Source organism: Streptomyces sp. NPDC050988 (assembly GCF_044456225.1).
GTDB lineage: Bacteria > Actinomycetota > Actinomycetes > Streptomycetales > Streptomycetaceae > Streptomyces.
Window position 1 is genome coordinate 26,286 of record NZ_JBITFQ010000014.1, and the last position, 22,474, is coordinate 48,759.

At 68.5% G+C, this 22,474-nt stretch carries 17 protein-coding genes and 1 tRNA gene; 6 read left to right on the forward strand and 12 right to left on the reverse strand.

What is annotated here, in order from left to right:
• Positions 1–428: 428 nt before the first annotated feature.
• Entirely contained in the window at positions 429–1,802 is a 1,374-nt protein-coding gene (locus ACIBEI_RS27610) for a pyridoxal phosphate-dependent decarboxylase family protein (protein ID WP_398892943.1), read from the forward strand.
• The gene (locus ACIBEI_RS27615; protein ID WP_398892944.1) at positions 1,799–3,241 is read left to right on the forward strand and encodes a lysine N(6)-hydroxylase/L-ornithine N(5)-oxygenase family protein; all 1,443 of its coding nucleotides are present in this window, start codon (positions 1,799–1,801) and stop codon (positions 3,239–3,241) included. Before ACIBEI_RS27610 ends, ACIBEI_RS27615 begins: the two co-directional genes overlap by 4 nt.
• On the opposite strand, the gene ACIBEI_RS27620 is transcribed toward ACIBEI_RS27615, so the two are convergent.
• On the reverse strand, positions 3,238–5,049 hold the full coding sequence (locus tag ACIBEI_RS27620) for a bifunctional metallophosphatase/5'-nucleotidase (protein ID WP_398892945.1): 1,812 nt from the start codon (positions 5,047–5,049) through the stop codon (positions 3,238–3,240). The genes ACIBEI_RS27615 and ACIBEI_RS27620 overlap by 4 nt on opposite strands.
• 151 nt (positions 5,050–5,200) lie before the next feature.
• Between ACIBEI_RS27620 and ACIBEI_RS27625 the strand changes: the two genes are divergently transcribed.
• On the forward strand, positions 5,201–5,929 hold the full coding sequence (locus ACIBEI_RS27625; protein WP_398892946.1) for an SIMPL domain-containing protein: 729 nt from the start codon (positions 5,201–5,203) through the stop codon (positions 5,927–5,929).
• Positions 5,930–6,061: 132 nt separating this feature from the next.
• On the forward strand, positions 6,062–7,498 hold the full coding sequence (pyk, locus tag ACIBEI_RS27630; RefSeq protein WP_398892947.1) for a pyruvate kinase: 1,437 nt from the start codon (positions 6,062–6,064) through the stop codon (positions 7,496–7,498).
• 20 nt (positions 7,499–7,518) lie between these two features.
• Here the strand turns inward: pyk and ACIBEI_RS27635 are convergent, their stop codons facing one another.
• A complete protein-coding gene (locus ACIBEI_RS27635; RefSeq protein ID WP_398892948.1) occupies positions 7,519–8,301 on the reverse strand; it encodes a transcriptional regulator in 783 nt (260 codons plus the stop codon).
• Between the two features lie 103 nt (positions 8,302–8,404).
• Positions 8,405–8,478 (reverse strand) — tRNA-Leu (locus ACIBEI_RS27640).
• A 100-nt stretch (positions 8,479–8,578) separates the two neighbouring features.
• On the opposite strand from ACIBEI_RS27640, the gene ACIBEI_RS27645 reads away from it, so the two are divergent.
• Complete coding sequence (locus tag ACIBEI_RS27645) at positions 8,579–9,235, forward strand: ANTAR domain-containing response regulator (protein ID WP_055615813.1); 657 nt, start codon at positions 8,579–8,581, stop codon at positions 9,233–9,235.
• Between the two features lie 102 nt (positions 9,236–9,337).
• Here the strand turns inward: ACIBEI_RS27645 and ACIBEI_RS27650 are convergent, their stop codons facing one another.
• The 9 genes from ACIBEI_RS27650 to ACIBEI_RS27690 form a co-directional block, all read right to left on the reverse strand.
• Positions 9,338–10,054, reverse strand: coding sequence for an ABC transporter ATP-binding protein (locus ACIBEI_RS27650; protein ID WP_398892949.1), 717 nt, complete (start codon positions 10,052–10,054; stop codon positions 9,338–9,340).
• Positions 10,051–10,962 (reverse strand): ABC transporter ATP-binding protein, encoded by a 912-nt coding sequence (locus ACIBEI_RS27655; protein WP_398892950.1) that lies wholly within the window; start codon positions 10,960–10,962, stop codon positions 10,051–10,053. The genes ACIBEI_RS27650 and ACIBEI_RS27655 overlap by 4 nt, the downstream gene beginning before the upstream one ends.
• 5 nt (positions 10,963–10,967) lie before the next feature.
• Entirely contained in the window at positions 10,968–12,797 is a 1,830-nt protein-coding gene (locus ACIBEI_RS27660; RefSeq protein ID WP_398892951.1) for a branched-chain amino acid ABC transporter permease, read from the reverse strand.
• 5 nt (positions 12,798–12,802) lie between these two features.
• Entirely contained in the window at positions 12,803–13,735 is a 933-nt protein-coding gene (locus ACIBEI_RS27665) for a branched-chain amino acid ABC transporter permease (protein WP_143637658.1), read from the reverse strand.
• Positions 13,736–13,846: 111 nt separating this feature from the next.
• Positions 13,847–15,082, reverse strand: coding sequence for a branched-chain amino acid ABC transporter substrate-binding protein (locus ACIBEI_RS27670; protein ID WP_398892952.1), 1,236 nt, complete (start codon positions 15,080–15,082; stop codon positions 13,847–13,849).
• 280 nt (positions 15,083–15,362) lie between these two features.
• Positions 15,363–15,995, reverse strand: a complete 633-nt coding sequence (locus ACIBEI_RS27675; RefSeq protein WP_398892953.1) for a Tat pathway signal sequence domain protein — start codon at positions 15,993–15,995, stop codon at positions 15,363–15,365.
• Positions 15,992–16,402, reverse strand: coding sequence for a hypothetical protein (locus ACIBEI_RS27680; protein WP_398892954.1), 411 nt, complete (start codon positions 16,400–16,402; stop codon positions 15,992–15,994). The genes ACIBEI_RS27675 and ACIBEI_RS27680 overlap by 4 nt, the downstream gene beginning before the upstream one ends.
• A 66-nt stretch (positions 16,403–16,468) precedes the next feature.
• Positions 16,469–16,957 carry a PaaI family thioesterase gene (locus tag ACIBEI_RS27685; RefSeq protein WP_398892955.1) on the reverse strand — a complete coding sequence of 163 codons (489 nt, stop codon included), beginning with the start codon at positions 16,955–16,957 and terminating at the stop codon, positions 16,469–16,471.
• 61 nt (positions 16,958–17,018) lie between these two features.
• Positions 17,019–19,298, reverse strand: coding sequence for an FdhF/YdeP family oxidoreductase (locus ACIBEI_RS27690; RefSeq protein ID WP_398893063.1), 2,280 nt, complete (start codon positions 19,296–19,298; stop codon positions 17,019–17,021).
• A 188-nt stretch (positions 19,299–19,486) separates the two neighbouring features.
• On the opposite strand from ACIBEI_RS27690, the gene polA reads away from it, so the two are divergent.
• A complete protein-coding gene (gene polA / locus ACIBEI_RS27695; RefSeq protein ID WP_398892956.1) occupies positions 19,487–22,213 on the forward strand; it encodes a DNA polymerase I in 2,727 nt (908 codons plus the stop codon).
• Positions 22,214–22,474 lie beyond the last annotated feature (261 nt).

Consider the following 22,474-nt stretch of genomic DNA (forward strand, 5'->3'; position numbering starts at 1 on the left):
CAAGGACTGATCGGCAGGCCTCGCGCCCGCGCCCCTTCGGCTCCGGGGGCGCGGGCAACCGCCTGCATTCGGTTTTCCGGGGCCCGGGCAACCGCCCTCTTTCGGTTTTCAGGGGGCGCGGGGCGACTCTCTTGCGGGGTTCGGGGGTCGCCTTCTCGCGGGGGGTGCGGGCGACAGCCTGCCTTTGCTCTTCAGAGGCATGGGGCTCGCTCTCTTGCACGGGCGCCGCGAACCGCCATCTTTCAGGGGCGCGGGGAACTGCGCGACCAGCCCCAACCGACCCGCACGTCACCACAAACCCACAGACCCCCAAACCCCCGGCGCGGAGCGCCAATACCCCTTTCGAGTGCTGATCACCGCACTCTCCGCGCACGCCGCCCCAAACACAGACACGCTGGAAGTCCCCGCCCGCGCCCCGGAGGACGACCATGAGCCCGCTCGCATCAGGCCCCCACGGCCCGACCACCCTGCGACCGCTGCTCACCACCGTGCTCGACGCACTGACAGCCGGCGCGGCCACCCGCGACGGCCCCCTCCCGGCCGGCGGCCCCACCGAGGTCGCCGCCCGCCTCCGCGAGGCCCTCGGCGACCCCTTCCCGGACCACGGCGACGAAGACGCCCTCCGCACCCTCGTCCAAGCCGTCGCGGCAGGCGCGGCAGACCCCGCGGACCCCCTCTGCACGGCCCACCTCCACTGCCCGCCCCTCGCCGTCGCCACCGCAGCCGACCTCGCCGCCTCCGTCCTCAACCCCTCCCTCGACTCCTGGGACCAGGCCCCGGCCGCCTCAGAACTCGAAGCCCTCGTCACCAGGGCCCTCGCCGCCGAGGTCTACGGGTCGACAGGACAAGCCCGGTCAACCGGCGACGCCCTCGTCACCACAGGCGGCACCGAGTCCAACCAACTCGCCCTCCTCCTCGCCCGCGAACACCACGGCCACACCCGGCTCGTCTGCGCCGAGAACGCCCACCACTCCCTCCGCCGCGCCACCTGGCTCCTCGGCCTCCCCGAACCCGCCACCGTGCCCGCCCCCGCAGGCACCATGGACCCCGCCGCACTCGGCGAAGCCCTCACCGCACTCCCGGGCCCCCTCCTGGTCGCCGCCACCGCCGGAACCACCGACGCCGGCCTCATCGACCCGCTCCCCGACATCGCCGCCCTCTGCGAAACCCACGGCGCCCGCCTCCACATCGACGCCGCCTACGGCGGAGGCCTCCTCTTCAGCGACCGCCACCGCCCCAAACTCGACGGCCTCAACCGCGCCCACACCGTCACCCTCGACCTGCACAAACTCGGCTGGCAGCCCGTCGCCGCAGGACTCCTCGCCGTACGCGACCGGCACGACCTCGCCCCACTGGCCCACCACGCCGACTACCTCAACGCCGACGACGACACCGAAGCAGGCCTCCCCGACCTCCTCGGCCGCTCCCTGCGCACCACCCGACGACCCGACATCCTCAAGATCGCCGTCACCCTCAAAACCCTCGGCCGCACCGGACTCGGCACCCTCGTCGACCGCGTCTGCGAACAGGCCGCCGAGTTCGCCGAACTCGTCCACCGGCACCCCCGCTTCGAACTCCACGACCGGCCCACCATCAGCACCGTCCTGTTCCGGCCCACCGACGCCACCGACGACACCGTGGCCGCCGTACGCCGCACCCTCCTCACCGAAGGCCGGGCAGTCCTCGGCCGCGCCCGCCTCGACAACCGCCTCTGGCTCAAAGCCACCCTGCTCAACCCGCACACCGGAGCCGACGACCTGACCGCGCTCCTGAAACTGGTGGAAGGACACACCCCGCGATGACGCCCCCCACGTCCCCGACACCCCCCACGCACCCCAAACACCCCGTACACCACGAACCCGAAGCCCCCCGCGACCTCGTCGGCATCGGCATCGGCCCCAACAACCTCTCCCTCGCCGCCCTCGCCCACCCCCTGGCCGAACTCGACACCGCCTTCTACGAACAGCGGCCCACCTTCGACTGGCACCCCGGCCTCCTCATCGAAGGCACCACCCTCCAAGTCCCGTTCCTCGCCGACCTGGTGACCCTCGCCGACCCCGCGAGCCCCTGGACCTTCCTCAACTACCTCAAGGCCCGCGACCGCCTCTTCCCCTTCTACTTCGCCGAACGCCTCCACATCCACCGCGCCGAATACGCCGCCTACTGCCGCTGGGTCAGCGACAGCCTCCCCGGACTCCACTTCGGCCACCAGGTCGACGCCGTCCGCTGGAACCCCGAACGCGACGTCTTCGAAGTCGACTTCACCCAACTCGACAGCGACGGCGAAGCCGAAGCACTCGGCCGCACCTACACCAAGAACATCGCCCTCGGCATCGGCACCGCCCCCCACATCCCCGAACCGCTCCGCCCTCTCGTCGAAGCCCCCGGCGTGCCCGTCATCCACGCCGCCGACTACCTCGAACACCGCGACCGGTTCCTCACCGCCGAACACATCACCGTCATCGGCTCGGGACAGTCAGGCGCCGAGGTCTTCCTCGACCTCCTCAGAAACCGCCCCGCAGGACGCGAGAAGATCCACTGGCTCGCCCGCACCGAGGCCTTCGCGCCCATGGAGTACTCAAAACTCGGGCTCGAACACTTCACACCCGACTACACGCGCTACTTCCACGCCCTGCCCGAGCCGGTACGCGACCGGCTCGTCCCCGCCCAATGGCAACTCCACAAAGGCATCGACGCCGACACCATCGCCGCCATCCACGACGAGCTCTACCGCCGCACCCTGAACGGCGGCTGGCCCGACACCGTCCTCACCCCCGGCGTCCACGTCCGCACCGCGGGCCGCATCGCCACCACCAAGGTCGAACTCCACCTGGAACACGCCCAACAGGCCAGCCGCTCCCGCATCACCACCGACGCCGTCGTCCTCGCCACCGGCTACCGCGAACGCCCCCTCGGCCGAATCCTCGCCGGACTCGACCCCTACATGCGCCGCGACGCCTCCGAACGCCCCCGCATCGACGACAAGCACCGCCTCGTCCTCGACCCCTCCGTCACCGGAACCGTCTACGTCCAGAACGGCGAACGCCACACCCACGGCGTCGGCGCCCCCGACCTCGGCCTCACCGCCTGGCGCAGCGCGAGCATCCTCAACTCCCTGACGGGCAAAGACCCTTACCCACTGCCGGACCGAACGGCCTTCACGACCTTCGGACTCACCCAGCAGCCCCAGATCCCGCCCGCCAGGCAGCAACCACGGATGCTCACACCACTCGCCGACTAGAAGACCGGCGTCCCCTCACGCGTCAGCTTCCAGTCCACCGACGCGAACTCCTTCGGGTCCAGCGAACCCTTCGCCGTCACCCACTCCGCGATCCGCGTCCGGATCTCCGTCGACTCCGCCCACAGCTCCTTCGCCGACGCAACATGCGGGAACGCCCCACCGCCATTGGCCCGGTAGTTGTTCACCGCGAACACGAACTGCCGCGCGTCGTCCAACGCCACACCGTTGTAGGACAGGTTCTTGATCCGCGAACCCGCCGCCTGAGCGATGTCGATGTCGTACGTCAGACCCGAAACATAGTCGTAGTTGTAGTCCGGCCGGTTGCCCGCGTTCGTCAGCTTCTCCACGTCGACCGCGGCACCGGCCGCCGTCTGCACGAAGTACTGCGCCGAGTACTCCAGATACGCCCGCACCTGCGCACCCGTCATCAACTTCGCGACCAGCGTGTTGTCGTACACATACAGACTCGACAGATCCCGGATCGTCACATCACCGGCCGGGATCTCCGACGTACGCGAGAACGGCGACGCCTGCGACAACACCGGCAACGACGCGTACTCCGTCCCCACCAACGCCGCCTTGACCACGTCCTCCTGGACCTTCGTGATCAGGTCGATGATCGGGGCGTCCTTGTAACGCGCCTCCACCGTCGTCAGCGTCTCAGTCGCCGTCCCGACCACCTGGTTGACATACGCCACGACCACATCGTGCTCGTCCTTCAACAGCTTCGTGATCTTCGGGTCGTCGGCCACCGAGTTCGAGTTGCGGACCGACGCCGCCACCGACTCGACCGTCCAACGACCCTTCTCGAAGACCAGCTCGAAGTCGAACAACGACAACCGCTCCGCATACGCCAACGGCTCCGACAGGACGACCGTCTTCCCCGTCTTCGTGTTCGTGACCTTCAGCTCCGGAATCTCCACATGCGCGTGCCCGACCAGAATCGCGTCGATCCCCGGCACCTGCTGCGCCACCAACCCCGCCGAGTTCTCGACGTACGGCAGCTGATCACCGTACGAGGACGTGCCCGACGAACCGGAGTGCGCCGACACGACCACCACGTCCGCACCCATCGACCGAAGCTTCGGCACCCACTTCGCCGCCTGCTCCTCCAGACCCGGGAACGTCAACTTGCCCTGCACATAGGCCTTGTCCCAGATCGCGATACCCGGGTTCGTCAGACCCAGCACGGCAACCTTCACCGGCGGGGCGCCCTTCACGTGGAACTTCTTGATGAAGTACGGAGGGAAGGCCGGCTTCAGCGTCTTCGCGTCCAGCGCGTTCGCACCCAACAGCGGGAAACGGCACTGCGACTCGAACTTCCGCAGCGTCTCGATTCCATAGTTGAACTCATGGTTGCCGAGCGCCACCGCGTCATAGCCGATCGCGTTCATCGCCTGCGCCATCGGATGCACCGGACCGCCCTTGGCGGTGATCGGGTCCACCTTCGCGTAGTAGTACGTCAAAGGCGTGCCCTGAATGGTGTCACCGGCGTCCAGCAACAGCGTGTTGCACCGGCCCTTCTCCTCACGGACCGCGTTCACCAGCGTCGAGATCCGCGCCAGACCCTGCGCGTTGCCCGCCGCATCCTTGTACTCCGCGTCCTTGAAGTAGTCCCAGTTGAAGATGTGACCGTGCAGATCGGTCGTACCCATCACCGTCAGCGAATACCGCTTCGGCTTCCTGCCGCCCTTCGCCACCGCGACCTCCGCCGCCTGAGCACTCGGCGCCGCGGCCGCACCGGCCAGGGCAACCCCCGCGCCGGTCACGGCGGACTTCTTCAGGAACTTCCGACGGTTCAACGCCATGACGGGCCACTCCTCGGGGAAAGGTCGACAACACGAGCAGATACGCGCGTAGATTCTGACCCGGTCATGACGTACCGCAACAGCCCTCGCAGGTTTCGATCTGATGACCGACAAGGCCCGGAAACGGGCCGCCGGTGACAGAGTGGGACGTATGACCTCACCCTCCGACGCCCCCGGGGAAACCCGGTCCGCGGTCCCCTACGGCACACCCGACGCACCCCGCATCGCCGTCCGCGGCGAAGCCCACCTCGAAGTCGACCCCGAGATCGCCCGCATCGGCATCACCGTCAGCGCCCGCGGCACCGACCGCCGCGACGCCCTCACCGACCTGACCCGCCGCAACACCACCGCCCTCGACCTCATCAAGACCTACGGCGACGCCGTCGAAAAACTGGAGACCGGCGCCTTCTCCATCACCCCCGAACTCACCAAACACGGCCGCGGCGAACGCATCCGCGCCTACCACGGCCGCGTCCACATCACCGCCGAACTCACCGACTTCACCGCCCTCGGCGAACTCACCACCCGCCTCGCCGACCTCGACCTCACCCGCGTCGACGGCCCCTGGTGGGCCCTGCGCCCCGACTCACCCGCCCACCGCCAGGCACGGCAACAAGCAGTACGCGAAGCCGTCCAACGCGCCCGCGAATACGCCGAAGCCCTCGACACCACCCTCGCCGCCCTCGTCGAACTCGCCGACATCGGCGCCGAGAACGCCCAGCCCTACGGCATGGAAGCCAAGGCCGCCCGGTCCATGCGCACCATGGCATTCGACGCGGCAGCCCCCGAAGGAGCCCCCGCCCTCGACCTCGAACCCGAACGGCAGCACGTCTACGCACAGGTCAACGCCCGCTTCACAATGTCACCGCCGACCCTCTGAACGCCCTCCGAAATGCTCATCGGAGCGGCCCCGCGCACAATTCAACCCTTGTCAACAGCCCTTCACGCAAAGGTTGTTGAGTAGTCATGCCCGACCAATTCCCTACCCGCTGGTAAGGCCTAGGCTCGAACCATGCGCCGAGCAAAGATCGTCTGTACATTGGGCCCCGCCACCGACTCGTACGACCAGATCAAGGCACTGGTCGAAGCCGGAATGGACGTAGCCCGCCTCAACCTCAGCCACGGCAGCCATGCCGACCACGAGGAGCGCTACCAGCGCGTGCGAAAGGCCTCCGACGAGACCGGCCGCAGCGTCGGAATCCTCGCCGACCTTCAAGGCCCGAAGATCCGACTCGGCCGCTTCACCGAAGGCCCCGTACTCCTTGAACGCGGAGACACCTTCACCATCACCGTCGAAGAGGGCACAGAGGGTGACCGCCAGACCTGCGGAACCACCTACTCCGGCCTCGCCGCCGACGTCACCACCGGCGAACGCATCCTCGTCGACGACGGCAAGGTCTGCCTCGAAGTCACCTCCGTCGACGGACCCCGCGTCCACACCACCGTCATCGAAGGCGGCATGGTCTCCGACAACAAGGGCCTCAACCTCCCCGGCGTCGCCGTCTCCGTCCCCGCCCTCTCCGAAAAGGACGAGGCGGACCTCCGCTGGGCCCTTCGGGCGGGCTGCGACGTCATCGCCCTCTCCTTCGTCCGCAGCGGACGCGACATCGAGGACGTCCACCGCATCATGGACGAAGAATGCCGCCGCCTCCCGGTCATCGCCAAGGTCGAGAAACCCCAAGCCGTCGAGAACATCGACGACATCGTCGCCGCCTTCGACGGCATCATGGTCGCCCGAGGCGACCTCGGCGTCGAAATGCCCCTCGAACAGGTCCCGATCGTCCAGAAGCGCGCCATCAAACTCGCCAAGCGCAACGCCAAGCCAGTCATCGTCGCCACCCAGATGCTCGACTCGATGATCGACAACTCCCGCCCGACCAGGGCCGAGGCGAGCGACGTGGCCAACGCCGTCATCGACGGCACGGACGCCGTGATGCTGTCCGGCGAGACGAGCGTCGGCAAGTACCCCATCGAAACGGTCCGCACGATGTCCCGCATCGTCGAGGCCGCAGAGGAGGACATCCTCGCCAAGGGCCTCCCGCCCCTGACCGACCGGAACAAGCCCCGCACCCAGGGCGGCGCGGTCGCCCGGGCGGCGGCGGAAATGGGCGACTTCCTGGGCGCGAAGTACCTGGTCGCCTTCACCCAGTCCGGCGACACGGTCCGCCGCCTGTCCCGCTACCGCTCCCCGATCCCCCTCCTCGCCTTCACCCCGGACGCGGCGACCCGCTCCCAGCTCAACCTGACCTGGGGCGTCGAGACCTTCCTGGGCCCCCACGTCGACTCGACCGACGCGATGGTCGACCAGGTCGACGAGCTGTTGTTGAAGTACGGCCACTGCGAGAAGGGCGACGTGGTCGTCATCACGGCCGGCTCCCCGCCCGGGGTCTCCGGCTCGACCAACCTGGTGCGTGTGCATCACATCGGCGAGGACGACAGCCCCAAGTAGGTCCAAGTGGGGGTGTGGGGTCAGTACTTGGGGCCTACGTGGGTGTCCATGAGGGCTACGGAGGCGCGGCGGGCGACGGAGATGTTGAAGGGGTCGCTGCCGCGGGCGAGCGTGGTCCACTCGACTCCGACCTTGTCGAGGGTGTCGCTGAAGAGCTTCCGGATGTCGTCCGACTTGTTGGTGAAGAAGTACCGGGGGTACTCGTAGCGCTTTTTCTCGCCGGCGACGAGGCGCGTGGTCCAGTTCGTGATGCGGCAGCCGTCGGAGTGGATGAGGCCGCGGATGAATTCCCACGGGTGGGCGTCGACGATTTCCTGTTGCCAGGATTCAAGGACGATGGCACGTTCGTGTTTCTTGCCCGGGCCGTGCTGGGGAAAGAAGCAGGGCCAGTGTCGGCTGTAGCCGACGACTGAGACGTGGCCCTGAGCCTGGACGCGGTAGGCGAGCTGCGTTGGGTTGATCGAGCGCACGGCGGCTTCGCAAGCGTCGATGAGGCCAGGCCATGCGTCCGCGCACGCGATGCGGAGATAGTGCCCATTCCGTGGATGAGCGCTGATGCAGCCATCGCCGAGATACAGGCCCAGGAGGTAGGAGTACGTCTCCGCATCTTCGGGCTGTGCCGGAGCGCGGCGGCATCTGACACACGGCTCGGTCTGGGTTTGCATGCGTGGTAGCGGTTCGATCCGTGTCTGCCAGGAGCGGATCGCCGCCCGAGAGACGCCAGTTTCCTTGCTGACCGAGTTCAGGCTGCGCCCCTGGCCAACCAGCGCGAGTGCCCGCTTGCGTGTGCCCATGTCGTACATGTGGCCACTCTGCGAGGCTGATCGTCTCGACACGCAGCAAAAAGCGGATGTTCACGAGAACGTGGACATCCGCTTTTGTGTCGACCTTCGAATCGAAGGAAAGTGCCCCGGGTGGGACTCGAACCCACACTGAATACCTTTTGAGGGTATCGTCTCTGCCGATTGGACTACCGGAGCTCCTGCGAATCGAAGGAACACTCCGACCCGCCGCGTTCTAACCATACCGTAGCTAGGTAGGCTCTCGGGAGCAGTACCTGCCCCATAACGAGGAGCCCCCGTGACCGCCCCCGAGTCGCCCCAGCCCGTAGACGCGCCCGACGACGACAAGTCGCACGTGCCTCCGCTGACGACCCGTGTCGTCATCGCCGAGGACGAGGCGTTGATCCGTCTCGACCTCAAGGAGATGCTCGAAGAAGAGGGGTACACGGTCGTGGGCGAGGCCGGTGACGGTGAGCAGGCCGTCGAGCTCGCCCGGGAGCACCGCCCCGATCTCGTCATCCTCGATGTGAAGATGCCGAAGCTCGACGGCATCTCCGCCGCGGAGAAGATCGCCGAGGAGTCCATCGCCCCGGTGCTGATGCTCACCGCGTTCTCGCAGCGCGACCTCGTCGAGCGGGCGCGTGACGCGGGCGCGATGGCGTATCTCGTCAAGCCGTTCAGCAAGAGCGATGTCGTTCCGGCGATCGAGATGGCCGTCTCGCGCTTCACGGAGCTGAAGGCGCTGGAGAAGGAGATCGAGGATCTCACGACGCGTCTGGAGACGCGGAAGCTCGTGGACCGTGCGAAGTCGGTGCTGCAGACGGAGTACGGCCTGTCGGAGCCGGCGGCGTTCCGTTGGATTCAGAAGACGTCGATGGACCGTCGTATGTCGATGCAGCAGGTCGCGGAGGCGGTTATTCAGGACGCCGACGAGAAGAAGGCCGCGAAGGGCTGAGCGGCGCGCAGCGAGGGTACCTACGGCTGAGGCCCGCACCCCGTGTCATCGGGTGCGGGCCTCAGCCGTGTGCGAGGGGCCGGGCTGTGAAGGCAGGCCGGGTCAGTCCTCGCCGAGGTACGCCTTGCGGACCGACTCGTCGTGCAGGAGGTCCTGGCCGGATCCGGAGAGGACGATGCTGCCGACCTCCATGACGTGTCCCTGGTCGGCGAGCGAGAGTGCTGCCTGGGCGTTCTGCTCGACGAGCAGGATGGTGGTGCCCTGGGACTTGAGTTCGGCGATCGTGGCCATGATCTTCTGCATCATGATCGGCGAGAGGCCCATGGAGGGTTCGTCGAGCATGAGGAGCTTGGGCTGGGACATCAGGGCCCGGCCCATGGCCAGCATCTGCTGCTCGCCGCCCGAGAGGGTTCCCGCGGCCTGCTTCCTGCGTTCCCCGAGGATGGGGAAGAGGTCGTAGGCGCGCTGGATGTCCTTGTCGATGCCTGCCTTGTCGCTGCGGAGGAAGGCGCCGAGGCGGAGGTTGTCCTCGATCGTCATGCGGGGGAAGATGTGCCGCCCCTCGGGGGAGTGGGCGAGCCCGAGGGAGACGATCTGGTGGGCGGGGGTCTTCTTCAGTGACTTGCCCTGGAACTTGATCTGGCCGCCGACGGGCTTGAGGAGGCCGGAGAGGGTGCGCAGGGTGGTGGTCTTGCCGGCGCCGTTGGTGCCGATGAGGGTGACGACCTGGCCGGCGTCGACCTTGAAGGAGATGCCCTTGACGGCTTCGATCTTGCCGTAGGCGACCCGGAGGTCTTCGACTTCGAGGAGTGCGGTCATCGGTCGTTCTCCTTGCGGGGCGCGGCGTCCGTGGAGGCGTCGGCCTGTGCCTCGGCGGCTTCGACCTCGGCGAGCTCCTCCTGGCCGGGTGCGTCTTCGAAGGGTTCGCCGAGGTAGGCGGCGATGACGCGTTCGTCGCCCTGGACGGTGGCGCTGTCGCCTTCGACGAGTTTTTCGCCTTGGACGAGGACGGCGACGCGGTCGCAGAGGTTGAAGATGAATCGCATGTCGTGCTCGATGACGAGGACGGCGATGCCCATGTCCCGGATGGCGAAGACGAGTTCTTCGGTGGCCCGGGTTTCTTGGGGGTTCATGCCGGCGGTGGGCTCGTCGAGGAGGAGCAGGCCGGGTTCGCTGGCGAGGGCGCGGGCGATTTCGAGCTTGCGCTGTTCGCCGTAGGGGAGGTTCCTGGCGAGGTGGTCTCGTTTGGCGGCGAGGCCGATGAACTCGAGGAGTTCCATGGCGCGGTCTTCGGAGGCTTTTTCGGCCTTCTTGAAGCCGGGTCCGCGCAGGAGTGCGGACCAGAGTCCTTCTTTGGTGCGGGTGTGGCGGCCGACGAGGACGTTTTCCAGGACCGTCATGTTGGCGAAGAGACGGATGTTCTGGAAGGTGCGTGCGACGCCGGCGGCGGTGACCTTGAAGGACTGGGACGGCAGGACGGTGCCTTTGTAGCGGACCTCTCCCTCGGTGGGGATGTAGAGGCCGGTGAGGCAGTTGAAGAAGGTCGTCTTGCCGGCGCCGTTGGGGCCGATGAGGCCGACGATCTCTCCGCCGTTGACCTGGAGGTCGACGTTGCGTACGGCGGTGAGGCCGCCGAAGCGCATGGTGACGCCGCGTGCGTCGAGCACGGTTTCGCCGGGGGCGGTGGCGCCGGGTGCGGCGCCCTTGGTGGTGATGTCGGTAGTCATGGTGGTCAGGCCCCTGCCTTGCTGAGGACTGTGGGAGCTTCCGCTTCCTCGTGGAATTCGAGCTGGCGGCGCCGGTTCGGGATGAGGCCTTCCGGACGGAAGCGCATCAGCAGGACGAGCGCGAGGCCGAAGGCGAGGAGCTGGTAGTCGCCGAGGAACTGGAGCTTGGCGGGGATCAGGTAGAGCAGTGCGGCGCCGACGAGGGGGCCGCTGATGGTTCCCATGCCGCCGAGGACGACCGCTGCGAGCAGGAAGGCCGAGTTGGGCGGGACGACGTGGGCGAACTGGTACTGCTCGGGTGTCACGGTGTAGGTGACGTGTGCCTGGACGGATCCGGCGAGGCCGGCGAGGGCTGCGCCGAGGGCGAAGGCGATGAGCTTGACGCGGAAGCCGTTGATGCCCATGGCGAGTGCGGCTGTCTCGTCCTCGCGGATGGCGACCCAGGCGCGGCCGATGCGGGAGTCGCCGCTGCGGCGGAAGACGACCACGACGACCAGCGTGATGAGGAGCATCAGCAGGAAGTAGTTGGCGAAGCGCGCGATGGTGAATCCGGCGATGCTGTGTTCTTGGCCGAAGTCGAACCCGAGGATGTTGAGGTTCGGGATCGAGGAGATGCCGTTGGAGCCGTTGGTGATGTCGGGTCCGCTGGTGCCGTCCATGTTGAGGACGGTGATGCGGAAGATCTCACCGAATCCGAGGGTGACGATGGCGAGGTAGTCGCCGCGCAGTCGGAGGGTCGGGGCGCCGATGAGGACGCCGAAGACCATGGCGACTGCTGCGCCGAGGAGGGCGGAGGCCCAGAACGGCAGGTGGATGTCGAAGGGTGAGGAGGGGGAGCCGGAGACCATGGCCGCGGTGTAGGCGCCGACGCCGAGGAAGGCGACGTATCCGAGGTCGAGGAGTCCGGCGAGGCCGACGACGATGTTGAGGCCGAGGGCGACGGTGGCGAAGATCAGGATGTAGACGCCGATGGTCGCGTACTGGTCGTCGGACTGGGTGAAGGGGAATGCGGCGGCGGCGACGAACGCGCCGATCATGGTGACGTTGCGGTGCTTGGAGGTGAGTGCGGAGAGCCTGTTGACGAGTCCGGCTTTGGTCGCGGCGGCGAAGCCGAGGCCCGCGGTGATGAGGAAGCCGATGAACTGCTCGTCGTATTCGGTGCCGATGCCGTAGGTGAAGACGGTCAGGCCGAGGGCGAGTGCGGCGACGATGACGAGGATTTCGGCGTACGCGGGCAGCTTGTGGGCCGGGGCCTTGGTGGTGCCGGAGGCGAAGGCTGCCTTGACGACGGTGACGTCGTAGCGCCGCTGGTGGCGGAACTGCTCCCAGGCGGTGTCGTCGGGGTCGTACGGGTCGGGTGCCGGCCGCTGGAAGGGCAGGGAGAGCGAGCCGACCAGGGCGGCGAGGGTGGCGACGGCCACGATCCAGCCGCCGGGTTCGAGGTTGGCGAGGCCGCCGAGTTTGGTGCTGATCGCGATGATCGTGTACCAGGCGGTGGCGAATGCCCCGAGCGCGGCGAGCTTGAGGGCGCTGTCGGCGCCTGCGGGGGTGAGCCAGCGCAGGCCCTTGACGCCGTAGGAGGAGAGGCCGAAGAGCGTGGTGAGGGCGCCGCCGATGAGGACGAGGACCTGCAGGCCGCCGGGGTAGCCGTAGACGGTGAGGTCGCCGGGGAATGCGGCGGTCCAGGTCCAGGCGAGGAAGGTGGAGATGATGGTGAGGATGCCGCCGCCGGTGGCGAGGGCGCGTCCGATGGTCGGGGGGATGCCGATGAGTCCGGCGGTGGAGCCGGCCGGCTCCTTGGCGGGCGTCTGGGGGCTGGTGGTCTGTGTGGTCATAGGTCTCACGCCCTGTCCGCGACGCGCTCGCCGAGCAGGCCCTGTGGCCTGAAGAGGAGCACGAGGATGAGGAGTACGAAGGCCCAGACGTTGGCCCAGGACTGGCCGCCGAGCTGTGACATGCCGGGGACGTCGGCGATGTAGGCGGTTGCCATGGTTTCGGCGAGGCCGAGGACCACGCCGCCGATCATGGCTCCGTAGATGTTGCCGATGCCGCCGAGGACGGCGGCGGTGAAGGCCTTGAGGCCGAGGATGAAGCCCATGCGGAAGTCGATCTGGCCGTACTTGAGGCCGTAGGCGAGGCCTCCGACGGCGGCGAACGCGGCTCCGAGGGCGAAGGCGACCACGATGATGCGGTCGGTGTTGATGCCCATGAGCTTGGCGGTGTCCGGGTCCTGGGCGGTGGCCTGCATGCCGCGTCCGGTCCGGGTCTTCATGACGAAGTAGGCGAGGACGGCCATGCTGATGGGGGCCGCGACGAAGAGGAAGACGTCACCGGTCTGGATGGTGACGCTGCCGATCTCGAAGGGGCCGCCTTCGATCTGCGGGAAGGTCCGCGCCGACTTGGCGTTGGGGTACCAGGCCCATACCGCCTGCTGGAGGGCCAGGGAGAGGCCGATGGCGGTGATGAGGGGGGCCAGGCGTGGTGCGGTGCGCAGGGGGCGGTAGGCGAACCGTTCCGCTCCGACCGCGACGGTGACGGCGACGAAGATGGCGCCGACGAGCATGAGCGGCAGGGCGATCCACATGGTGGTGCCGTCGGGGAGTACGTACAGATAGACCGTGAGCGCGCCGAAGGCCCCGGTCATGAAGATCTCGCCGTGGGCGAAGTTGATGAGCTGGACGATGCCATAGACCATCGTGTAGCCGATGGCGACCAGCCCGTACATGGATCCCAGTAGCAGGCCGTTGACCAGCTGCTGCGGCAGTTCGTTCACCGCATGTCCTCCGAGCGTTCGGATAGTCGAGGGATGTGACCGGATGCGAGTCCGCGCGGGGCGCTTGTGGTGCAGCGCCCCGCGCGGCTCAGGTGGTGATGCGGGTGTGGATCAGCCTTCGTACGTGCCGGACTTCACCGGCTTCCAGGCGCCACCCTCGACCGAGTAGACGGTGAGCTGCTTGTTGGTGGCGTCGCCGAACTCGTCGAAGGAGACCTTGCCGGTCACACCGTCGAAGGAGACGCCCTGCATGGCCTCGGTGACCTTGGCGCGGGCGTCGTCCGGAAGCTTGCCGTCGTTGTCCTCGACGACCTTCTTCACGGCCTCGATGATCGCCCAGCCCGAGTCGTAGGAGTAGCCGCCGTACGCCTCGTAGGCCTCCTTGTAGCCCGCGGCCTTGTAGTTGGCCACGAACTCCTTGGCGGAGGGGAGGTCCTCGACGGGCGCGCCGACCGAGGTGGCGAGGTCGCCGGTGCCGCTGGCGCCGGCCAGCTTGATGAAGTCGGCGCTGTAGATGCCGTCGCCGCCGACGAGGGGGATCTTGGCGCCCGCGGCCTTGATCTGCTTGCTGAGCGGGCCGGCCTGCGGGTACTCGCCGCCGTAGTAGACGACGTCGGCACCGGAGCTCTTCACCTGCGTGGCGACGGCGGAGAAGTCCTTGGTGTCGGGGTCGATGTGCTGCGTACCGACGACCTTGCCGCCGAGCTTCTTGAACTCGTCGGTGAAGGTGGCGGCGAGGCCGGCACCGTAGGTCTTCTTGTCGTCGATGACGTAGACGCTCTTCTTCTTGGCGTCGTTGTAGACGTACTGCGCGGCGAACGGGCCCTGGATGGCGTCCGTGGTCGCGGTGCGGAAGTACGACTTGTACGGGCGGGCCTTCTCGCCGCCGTTCCACTTCGTGCCCTGGGTGAGGGCCGGGTTGGTGTTGGCGGGGGAGACCTCGACGAGCTTGGCGTCGTCGAAGACCTTCTGCATGGATTCGGCGACCGAGGAGTTCAGGGGGCCGACGACGCCGAGGACGTCCTTGTTGGCGACCAGCTTGGTGGCGTTCTGCTGGCCCGAGGAGGGCTGGGCCTGGTCGTCGAGGGCCTCGACCTTGAAGGTGATCCCTTCGACGGTCTTCTCCTTGTTGGCCGTCTTGGCTGCAAGGTCCACGGAGTTCTTGATTCCGAGGCCCAGCGCGGAGAGGTCGCCGGTCAGCGGGGCGTCGACGCCGATGACGACGGTGGTGCCACCGCCGTTCGAGTCCGAACCGCCGCCGTCCTCGTCGCGCGAGCCGCAGGCGGTGAGGGTGAGTGCTCCCGCCGCCAGCGCGGCGGTGATGGCGATGAGCGAACGTTGACGCACGATCAGCAGTCCTTTCCCTGGCACAGCCCTTCCTCGTGGAACGGGCCGAGTCGAGCGCTGGGACGAAAATAATTCGAATCCGATGGCGCGGTGACTGGCCGTGACTCTAAGCGTGCCGGGGGAACGTGGAGGAGAGTCTGAGTCATGCTGTGACGCTCTTGTTATGACACGAGGTAATGCAGAGCGGTACTCAGTGGGTGGATGGGCAGAATTCCGGCCGATTCGTCCGGTCCACATAGTGAGAACATGCAGGACGCGCCGCGGTCATTTCAGGAGCGTCCTACCGTTTTGGTGATGACCGGGAGTCGTTGCTACAGGCTACTTGCAGGGCTCCTGAGAGGTCGTGCGCATAGCGCTCACCCAGGATGAAGCTGTGGTCTTCTATTGCGCGCGTATTACGCAGAGTTACATCCAGGAAAGGGAGAGCGGCGTTTGACGGCACATTCGCGCATTCCGTGACATGCATCGTGACGACGATCTTGTGACCGAAGCCGGGCTTGGTGCGGAACGGCGGGCGCGGAACCGATGTCAGCGAGAGGCTCGCGTAGGGCTGCGAGATGCGCACGACGGTGATCGTGGGGCCGGGCAGCGCGGTGAGCTTCACGGCGAAGCTGAAGCTTCCGCTCGGAGCGCCGGCGGGCGGGCCCTCCTGGCCGAGGTAGGCGATGGACACCGCCTGGGACGGGTTGGGCGCTTCGGGTGGTGGCGGGTCGTGGGGCCGGGTCGCGAAGAGATAGCCGCCGCCCGCCACGAGGGCGACCGCGGTGGCGGACGTGAGCACGGCGAGGCGGTGTCGGGTGTACAGACTTGTCAGCCGCTCGCGCGGGGTCCCGGGGAGGAGCGGCGGGGCCGGCTCGGCGGTGTCCCACGCGTGTGTGCCCTCGCCCGGCTCGACCGGACCGACGCCGCTCAACTCCAGGGCCCTCCCGTCGGATCGCCGTCGCGGTACCGCCGCGTGCAGCGTTCGCGCGCGTCGCGGTCGATCAGTTCCCGCGCCGCCTGTTCGCCGGAGCGCTTTCTCTCGGCCCGGGCCGCGTCCACAACCTCCATGAGGATCTCGTACTGCCCGTTGGACAGGCCCATCGACTGGTAGTCCCCGTAGGTGTCGCTGTCCAGCACCTCCCGTGACCAGTGGGCGACGATTCGCGCGCACAGGTCCTCGGGAGGTGTGGCGGGCGGTGAGGACGGCGCACCGGAGGCGGCCCGTGTGCCCGCCGTCCCGCCCTGCGGGCCGGACTCGCCGCACCCGGTGGCCAGAGCGCCGGTCAGGAGCACCAGCCCAAGCACCGGCCCCCGCCAGGAGGCCCCACCCGTTCCCATCCCATGACGCTATGCCGCCGGGTGCCCGGGATCAACGCCGCCCGCGGACAACGGTGTTCCGGTGGCTCAGTTCGCCGCGGTCACGCGCTGCGCGTCGCTCGGATTCACGTCGCGCAGCATGCACGTCAGCCGCGCGCTGCACACCCGCCTGCCGTCCTCGTCACTGATCACGATCTCGTACGTGGCCGTCGAGCGGCCCCGGTGCAGGGGCGTGGCCACGCCGGTCACCAGGCCGGAACGGGCGCCCCGGTGGTGGGTGCAGTTCAGGTCGACGCCGACGGCGATCTTGGAGCTGCCGCCGTGCAGCATGGCGCCGACCGAGCCGAGGGTCTCGGCGAGCACGGCGGAGGCTCCGCCGTGCAGGAGCCCGTACGGCTGGGTGTTGCCCTCGACCGGCATGGTGCCCACCACGCGGTCCGCGGAGGCCTCGACGACCTGGACGCCCATGCGCGTGCCGAGATGTCCGGCGGAGAACATGGCGACCAGGTCCACGCCGAGCGCCGCGTACTCGTCGATGACCTCTTGCGGGAACTTCGCGTGGTGCTGCTCGCCCATGGGTCCTGCTCCTTCGTCGTCGATCACGCCGCCCGAGCGGCCGCGCTGGCTAAGCGAACGCTCAGTTGGCTGCCGATTGTTCCAGACGCACGACGACGGACTTGCTGGCGGGCGTGTTGCTGGTGTCCGCGGTGGCGTCCAGCGGCACCAGCACGTTCGTCTCCGGGTAGTACGCGGCCGCGCAACCGCGGGCCGTCGGGTAGTGCACGACCCGGAAACCGGGGGCGCGCCGCTCCACGCCGTCCTTCCACTCGCTGACCAGATCGGTGTACGAGCCGTCGGCGAGGCCCAGCTTGCGGGCGTCCTCGGGGTTGACGAGGACGACCCGGCGGCCGTTCTTGATGCCCCGGTAGCGGTCGTCCAGGCCGTAGATCGTGGTGTTGTACTGGTCGTGGGAGCGCAGGGTCTGGAGGAGGAGACGGCCCTTGGGGAGCTTCGGGAACTCCACAGGTGCGGCGGTGAAGTTGGCCTTGCCGGTGGCCGTGGGGAAGCGGCGCTCGTCGCGCGGGGCGTGCGGCAGGGCGAAGCCGTTCGGGTCGGCCACGCGCGCGTTGAAGTTCTCGAAGCCTGGGATCACCCGCGCGATGCGGTCGCGGACCGTGGCGTAGTCCTTCTCGAACTCCTCCCAGGGCGTGCGGGATTCGGTACCGAGGACGCGGCGGGCGAGGCGGGCGACGATGGCGGGCTCGGACAGCAGGTGCTCGCTCGCGGGCTCCAGGCGGCCGCGTGAGGCGTGCACCATGCCCATGGAGTCCTCGACGGTCACGAACTGCTCGCCGCTGCCCTGGAGATCGCGCTCGGTGCGGCCGAGGGTCGGCAGGATCAGGGCACGCGCGCCCGTGACGGCGTGCGAGCGGTTGAGCTTCGTCGACACGTGCACGGTGAGGCGGGCGCGGCGCATGGCCGCCTCGGTGACCTCGGTGTCGGGGGAGGCCGACACGAAGTTGCCGCCCATCGCGAAGAAGACCTTCGCCTTGTCGTCACGCATCGCGCGGATAGCCCGTACGACGTCGTAGCCGTGGCCGCGCGGCGGGGCGAAGCCGAACTCCTTCTCCAGGGCGTCCAGGAAGGCGGGGGCGGGGCGCTCGAAGATGCCCATCGTGCGGTCGCCCTGCACGTTCGAATGGCCGCGCACCGGGCACACGCCCGCGCCCGGGCGGCCGATGTTGCCGCGCAGCAGAAGGAAGTTGACGACCTCGCGGATGGTCGGCACGGAGTGCTTGTGCTGGGTGAGGCCCATGGCCCAGCAGACGATGGTGCGTTCGGAGGCGAGGACCATGCGCAGGGCTTCGTCGATCTCCGCGCGCGTGAGGCCCGTCGCGGTGAGCGTCTCGTCCCAGTCGGCGGCGCGGGCGGCCTCCGCGAACTCCTCGTAGCCGTGGGTGTGTTCGCCGACGAACGCCTCGTCGACGGCGCCCTCAGTGTCGAGGATCAGCTTGTTCAGGAGGCGGAAGAGGGCCTGGTCGCCGCCGATGCGGATCTGCAGGAACAGGTCGGTGAGCGCGGCGCCCTTGAACATGCCCTGGGGGGTCTGCGGGTTCTTGAAGCGCTCCATGCCCGCCTCGGGCAGCGGGTTCACGGTGATGATCCTCGCGCCGCCGGCCTTGGCCTTCTCCAGGGCGGAGAGCATGCGCGGGTGGTTCGTGCCCGGGTTCTGCCCGGCGACGATGATCAGGTCCGCCTTGTAGAGGTCCTCCAGGAGGACGCTGCCCTTGCCGATGCCGATCGTCTCGTTCAGCGCGGAACCCGACGACTCGTGGCACATGTTGGAGCAGTCCGGCAGGTTGTTCGTACCGAACTCGCGGGCGAACAGCTGGTACAGGAACGCCGCCTCGTTGCTGGTGCGCCCCGAGGTGTAGAACAGCGCCTCGTCCGGGGAGGAGAGGCCGGTGAGCTCCTCGGCGATGATGTCGAAGGCACGCTCCCACGGCACCGCCTCGTAGCGCTCGGCGCCCTCCGCGAGATACATGGGCTGGGTGAGACGGCCCTGCTGGCCCAGCCAGTAGCCACTGCGGGTCGCGAGGTCGGCGACCGTGTGCGCGGCGAAGAAGTCCGGGGTCACGCGGCGCAGGGTGGCCTCCTCCGCGACCGCCTTCGCGCCGTTCTCGCAGAACTCCGCCGTGTGCCGGTGCTCCGGCTCGGGCCAGGCGCAGCCGGGGCAGTCGAAGCCGTCCTTCTGATTGACCCGCAGCAGCGTCAGCGCCGTGCGCTTCACACCCATCTGCTGCTGGGCCATGCGCAGGCTGTGCCCGACCGCGGGCAGTCCGGCGGCGGCGTGCTTCGGGCCGGCGACCTGGGGCGCGTCCTGAACCGGATCACTCTGGGGCGGCTTGCCGGCCATCTCGGCCTCCTCTTCGAGCACACGTATGAGGTACGTCTTCGATCCTCCCACGTGGTGGTGACAACGATCGCGGCCCGTCCGCGGCGATGATCGCGCACGGTGCGAAAGGCGTGACGGCCACGCCGCGAAGGCGTTCGTGGAGGGCGGGGCGGGTCCGACTGTCAGTGGGGCGTGGCAGGATCGGGGGCGTGGCAGATTCAGCATCGAAGAAGACCGAGAAGACCTCCGGCGGCGGACGCCCGCGGCTGATGCTCATGGACGGGCATTCGCTGGCGTACCGAGCGTTCTTCGCGCTGCCCGCGGAGAACTTCACGACGGCGACGGGCCAGCCGACGAACGCGATCTACGGCTTCGCGTCGATGCTCGCCAACACGCTGCGCGACGAGGCGCCCACGCACTTCGCGGTGGCGTTCGACGTCTCGCGCAAGACCTGGCGCTCCGAGGAGTTCACCGAGTACAAGGCGAACAGGTCGAAGACCCCGGACGAGTTCAAGGGCCAGGTCGAGCTGATCGGCGAACTCCTGGACGCGATGCACGCCGAGCGGTTCGCCGTGGACGGCTTCGAGGCGGACGACATCATCGCCACGCTCGCCACCCAGGCCGAGGCCGCGGGCTTCGAGGTGCTGATCGTCACCGGCGACCGCGACTCCTTCCAGCTGGTCTCCGAGCACACGACCGTGCTGTACCCGACGAAGGGCGTCTCCGAGCTGACGCGGTTCACTCCGGAGAAGGTCTTCGAGAAGTACGGACTGACGCCCGCGCAGTACCCCGACTTCGCGGCCCTGCGCGGCGACCCGTCCGACAACCTGCCGGGCATCCCCGGCGTCGGAGAGAAGACCGCCGCGAAGTGGATCAACCAGTTCGGGTCGTTCGCGGAGCTTGTCGAGCGTGCCGACGAGGTCAAGGGCAAGGCCGGGCAGAACTTCCGCGACCACCTGGACGCGGTCAAGCTCAACCGCCGCCTCACGGAGATGGTGCGCGACGTCGAGCTGCCCAAGACCGCCGCCGACCTGGAGCGCGCTCCGTACGACCGCACGGCCGTCGCGATGGTCCTGGACACCCTGGAGATCCGTAACCCCTCGCTGCGCGAGCGGCTGCTGGCTGTCGACCCCGGGGCGGAGGAGGCGGACGCCGGTCCGCCGGCCGCCGCGGGCGTGGCCGTGGACGGCGCGGTGCTCGGCGCGGGCGAGCTGAAGCCGTGGCTCGCCGAGCACGGCACCGCGGTCCTCGGCGTCGCCACGGTCGACACCTGGGCGCTCGGCACCGGCTCGGTCGCCGAGGTCGCCCTCGCCGCGGCCGACGGCGCCGCCGCGTGGTTCGACCCGTCGGAGCTGGACGAGGCCGACGAGAACGCGTTCGCGGCCTGGCTCGCCGACCCCGACAGGCCCAAGGTGCTGCACAACGCCAAGGCCGCCATGCGGGTCTCCGCCGAGCACGGCTGGAGCATCGAGGGCGTCTCCATGGACACCGCCCTCGCCGCCTACCTCGTCAAGCCGGGCCGCCGCTCCTTCGACCTGGACGCACTGTCCCTGGAGTACCTCGGCCGGGAGCTGGCACCCGCCGCCACGGCCGACGGGCAGCTCGCCTTCGGCACGGACGAAGGCGCCGAGGCCGACGCGCTGATGGTGCAGGCCCGCGCGATCCTCGACCTGGGCGAGGCATTCGACGAGCGCCTGAAGGAGGTCGGCGCGGCCGACCTGCTGCGCGATGTGGAGCTGCCCACCTCCGTGCTCCTGGCCCGCCTGGAGCGGCACGGCATCGCGGCCGACAAGGCCCACCTGGAAGCCATGGAGCAGATGTTCGCGGGCGCCGTCCAGCAGGCGGTGAAGGAGGCGCACGCGGCGGCCGGGCACGAGTTCAACCTCGGCTCGCCCAAGCAGCTCCAGGAAGTCCTCTTCGGTGAACTGGGCCTGCCCAAGACGAAGAAGACGAAGACCGGCTACACGACGGACGCCGACGCGCTCGCCTGGCTCGCCGGCCAGACCGACAACGAACTGCCGGTCATCATGCTCCGCCACCGCGAGCAGGCGAAGCTCCGCGTCACCGTCGAGGGCCTGATCAAGACGATCGCCGCGGACGGCCGCATCCACACCACGTTCCACCAGACGGTGGCCGCGACGGGCCGCCTCTCGTCGCAGGACCCGAACCTGCAGAACATCCCGGTCCGCACGGAGGAGGGCCGCGCGATCCGCCGCGGCTTCGTCGTCGGCGAGGGCTTCGAGTCCCTCATGACCGCCGACTACAGCCAGATCGAACTGCGCGTGATGGCCCACCTCTCCGAGGACGAGGGCCTCCTGGAGGCGTTCACCTCCGGCGAGGACCTGCACACCACCGTCGCCTCCCAGGTGTTCTCCGTGGAGGGCACGGCCGTCGACGCGGAGATGCGCCGCAAGATCAAGGCCATGTCGTACGGCCTGGCGTACGGGTTGTCGGCCTTCGGCCTCTCCCAGCAGCTGAACATCGAAGCGGGCGAGGCCCGCGCGCTGATGGACACCTACTTCGAGCGCTTCGGCGGTGTACGGGACTATCTGCGCCGGGCGGTCGACGAGGCGCGGGCCACGGGCTACACGGCCACGCTCTTCGGGCGCCGCCGCTACCTCCCTGACCTCAACAGCGACAACCGCCAGCGCCGCGAGGCCGCCGAGCGCATGGCCCTGAACGCGCCGATCCAGGGCACCGCGGCGGACATCGTCAAGATCGCCATGCTGAACGTGGACCGGGCGCTCCGGAAGGCCGACCTCAAGTCCCGCATGCTCCTCCAGGTCCACGACGAAATCGTCCTGGAGATCGCCCCCGGCGAGCGCACGAAGACCGAGGAACTCGTCCGCCACGAAATGGCCAACGCCGTGCACCTCCGGGCCCCCCTGGACGTCTCGGTCGGCTCGGGCCCGGACTGGGAGTCGGCGGCCCACTAGCGCTCCGCCGGGCCGCAGTAATTCGAGTGAGGGTCCGCTGGGGGTGCGGTTTTCGGGTGCGGGCCCGGGTGCGATGTGGCTGGTCGCGCAGTTCCCCGCGCCCCTGAAAAGCAAGGGCTACCGCCCCCGAAAAGACGAAAGGCGGGGGCGCAGCCCCGTCTTTCGTCTTTAGGGGCGCGGGGAACTGCGCGACCAGCCACATCGCACCCGCACCCGACGAACAACGCCCCCCACCCCCACCCCCGGCGGCCCCGTCACTCG

Excerpts from the sequence above, each read along its gene's own strand:
- ACIBEI_RS27610 (WP_398892943.1), top strand. The coding sequence starts at position 429 with ATGAGCCCGCTCGCATCAGGCCCCCACGGCCCGACCACCCTGCGACCG.
- ACIBEI_RS27615 (WP_398892944.1), top strand. The coding sequence starts at position 1,799 with ATGACGCCCCCCACGTCCCCGACACCCCCCACGCACCCCAAACACCCC.
- ACIBEI_RS27620 (WP_398892945.1), bottom strand. The coding sequence starts at position 5,049 with ATGGCGTTGAACCGTCGGAAGTTCCTGAAGAAGTCCGCCGTGACCGGC.
- ACIBEI_RS27625 (WP_398892946.1), top strand. The coding sequence starts at position 5,201 with ATGACCTCACCCTCCGACGCCCCCGGGGAAACCCGGTCCGCGGTCCCC.
- pyk (WP_398892947.1), top strand. The coding sequence starts at position 6,062 with ATGCGCCGAGCAAAGATCGTCTGTACATTGGGCCCCGCCACCGACTCG.
- ACIBEI_RS27635 (WP_398892948.1), bottom strand. The coding sequence starts at position 8,301 with ATGTACGACATGGGCACACGCAAGCGGGCACTCGCGCTGGTTGGCCAG.
- ACIBEI_RS27650 (WP_398892949.1), bottom strand. The coding sequence starts at position 10,054 with ATGACCGCACTCCTCGAAGTCGAAGACCTCCGGGTCGCCTACGGCAAG.
- ACIBEI_RS27655 (WP_398892950.1), bottom strand. The coding sequence starts at position 10,962 with ATGACTACCGACATCACCACCAAGGGCGCCGCACCCGGCGCCACCGCC.
- ACIBEI_RS27660 (WP_398892951.1), bottom strand. The coding sequence starts at position 12,797 with ATGACCACACAGACCACCAGCCCCCAGACGCCCGCCAAGGAGCCGGCC.
- ACIBEI_RS27680 (WP_398892954.1), bottom strand. The coding sequence starts at position 16,402 with ATGGGAACGGGTGGGGCCTCCTGGCGGGGGCCGGTGCTTGGGCTGGTG.
- ACIBEI_RS27685 (WP_398892955.1), bottom strand. The coding sequence starts at position 16,957 with ATGGGCGAGCAGCACCACGCGAAGTTCCCGCAAGAGGTCATCGACGAG.
- ACIBEI_RS27690 (WP_398893063.1), bottom strand. The coding sequence starts at position 19,298 with ATGGCCGGCAAGCCGCCCCAGAGTGATCCGGTTCAGGACGCGCCCCAG.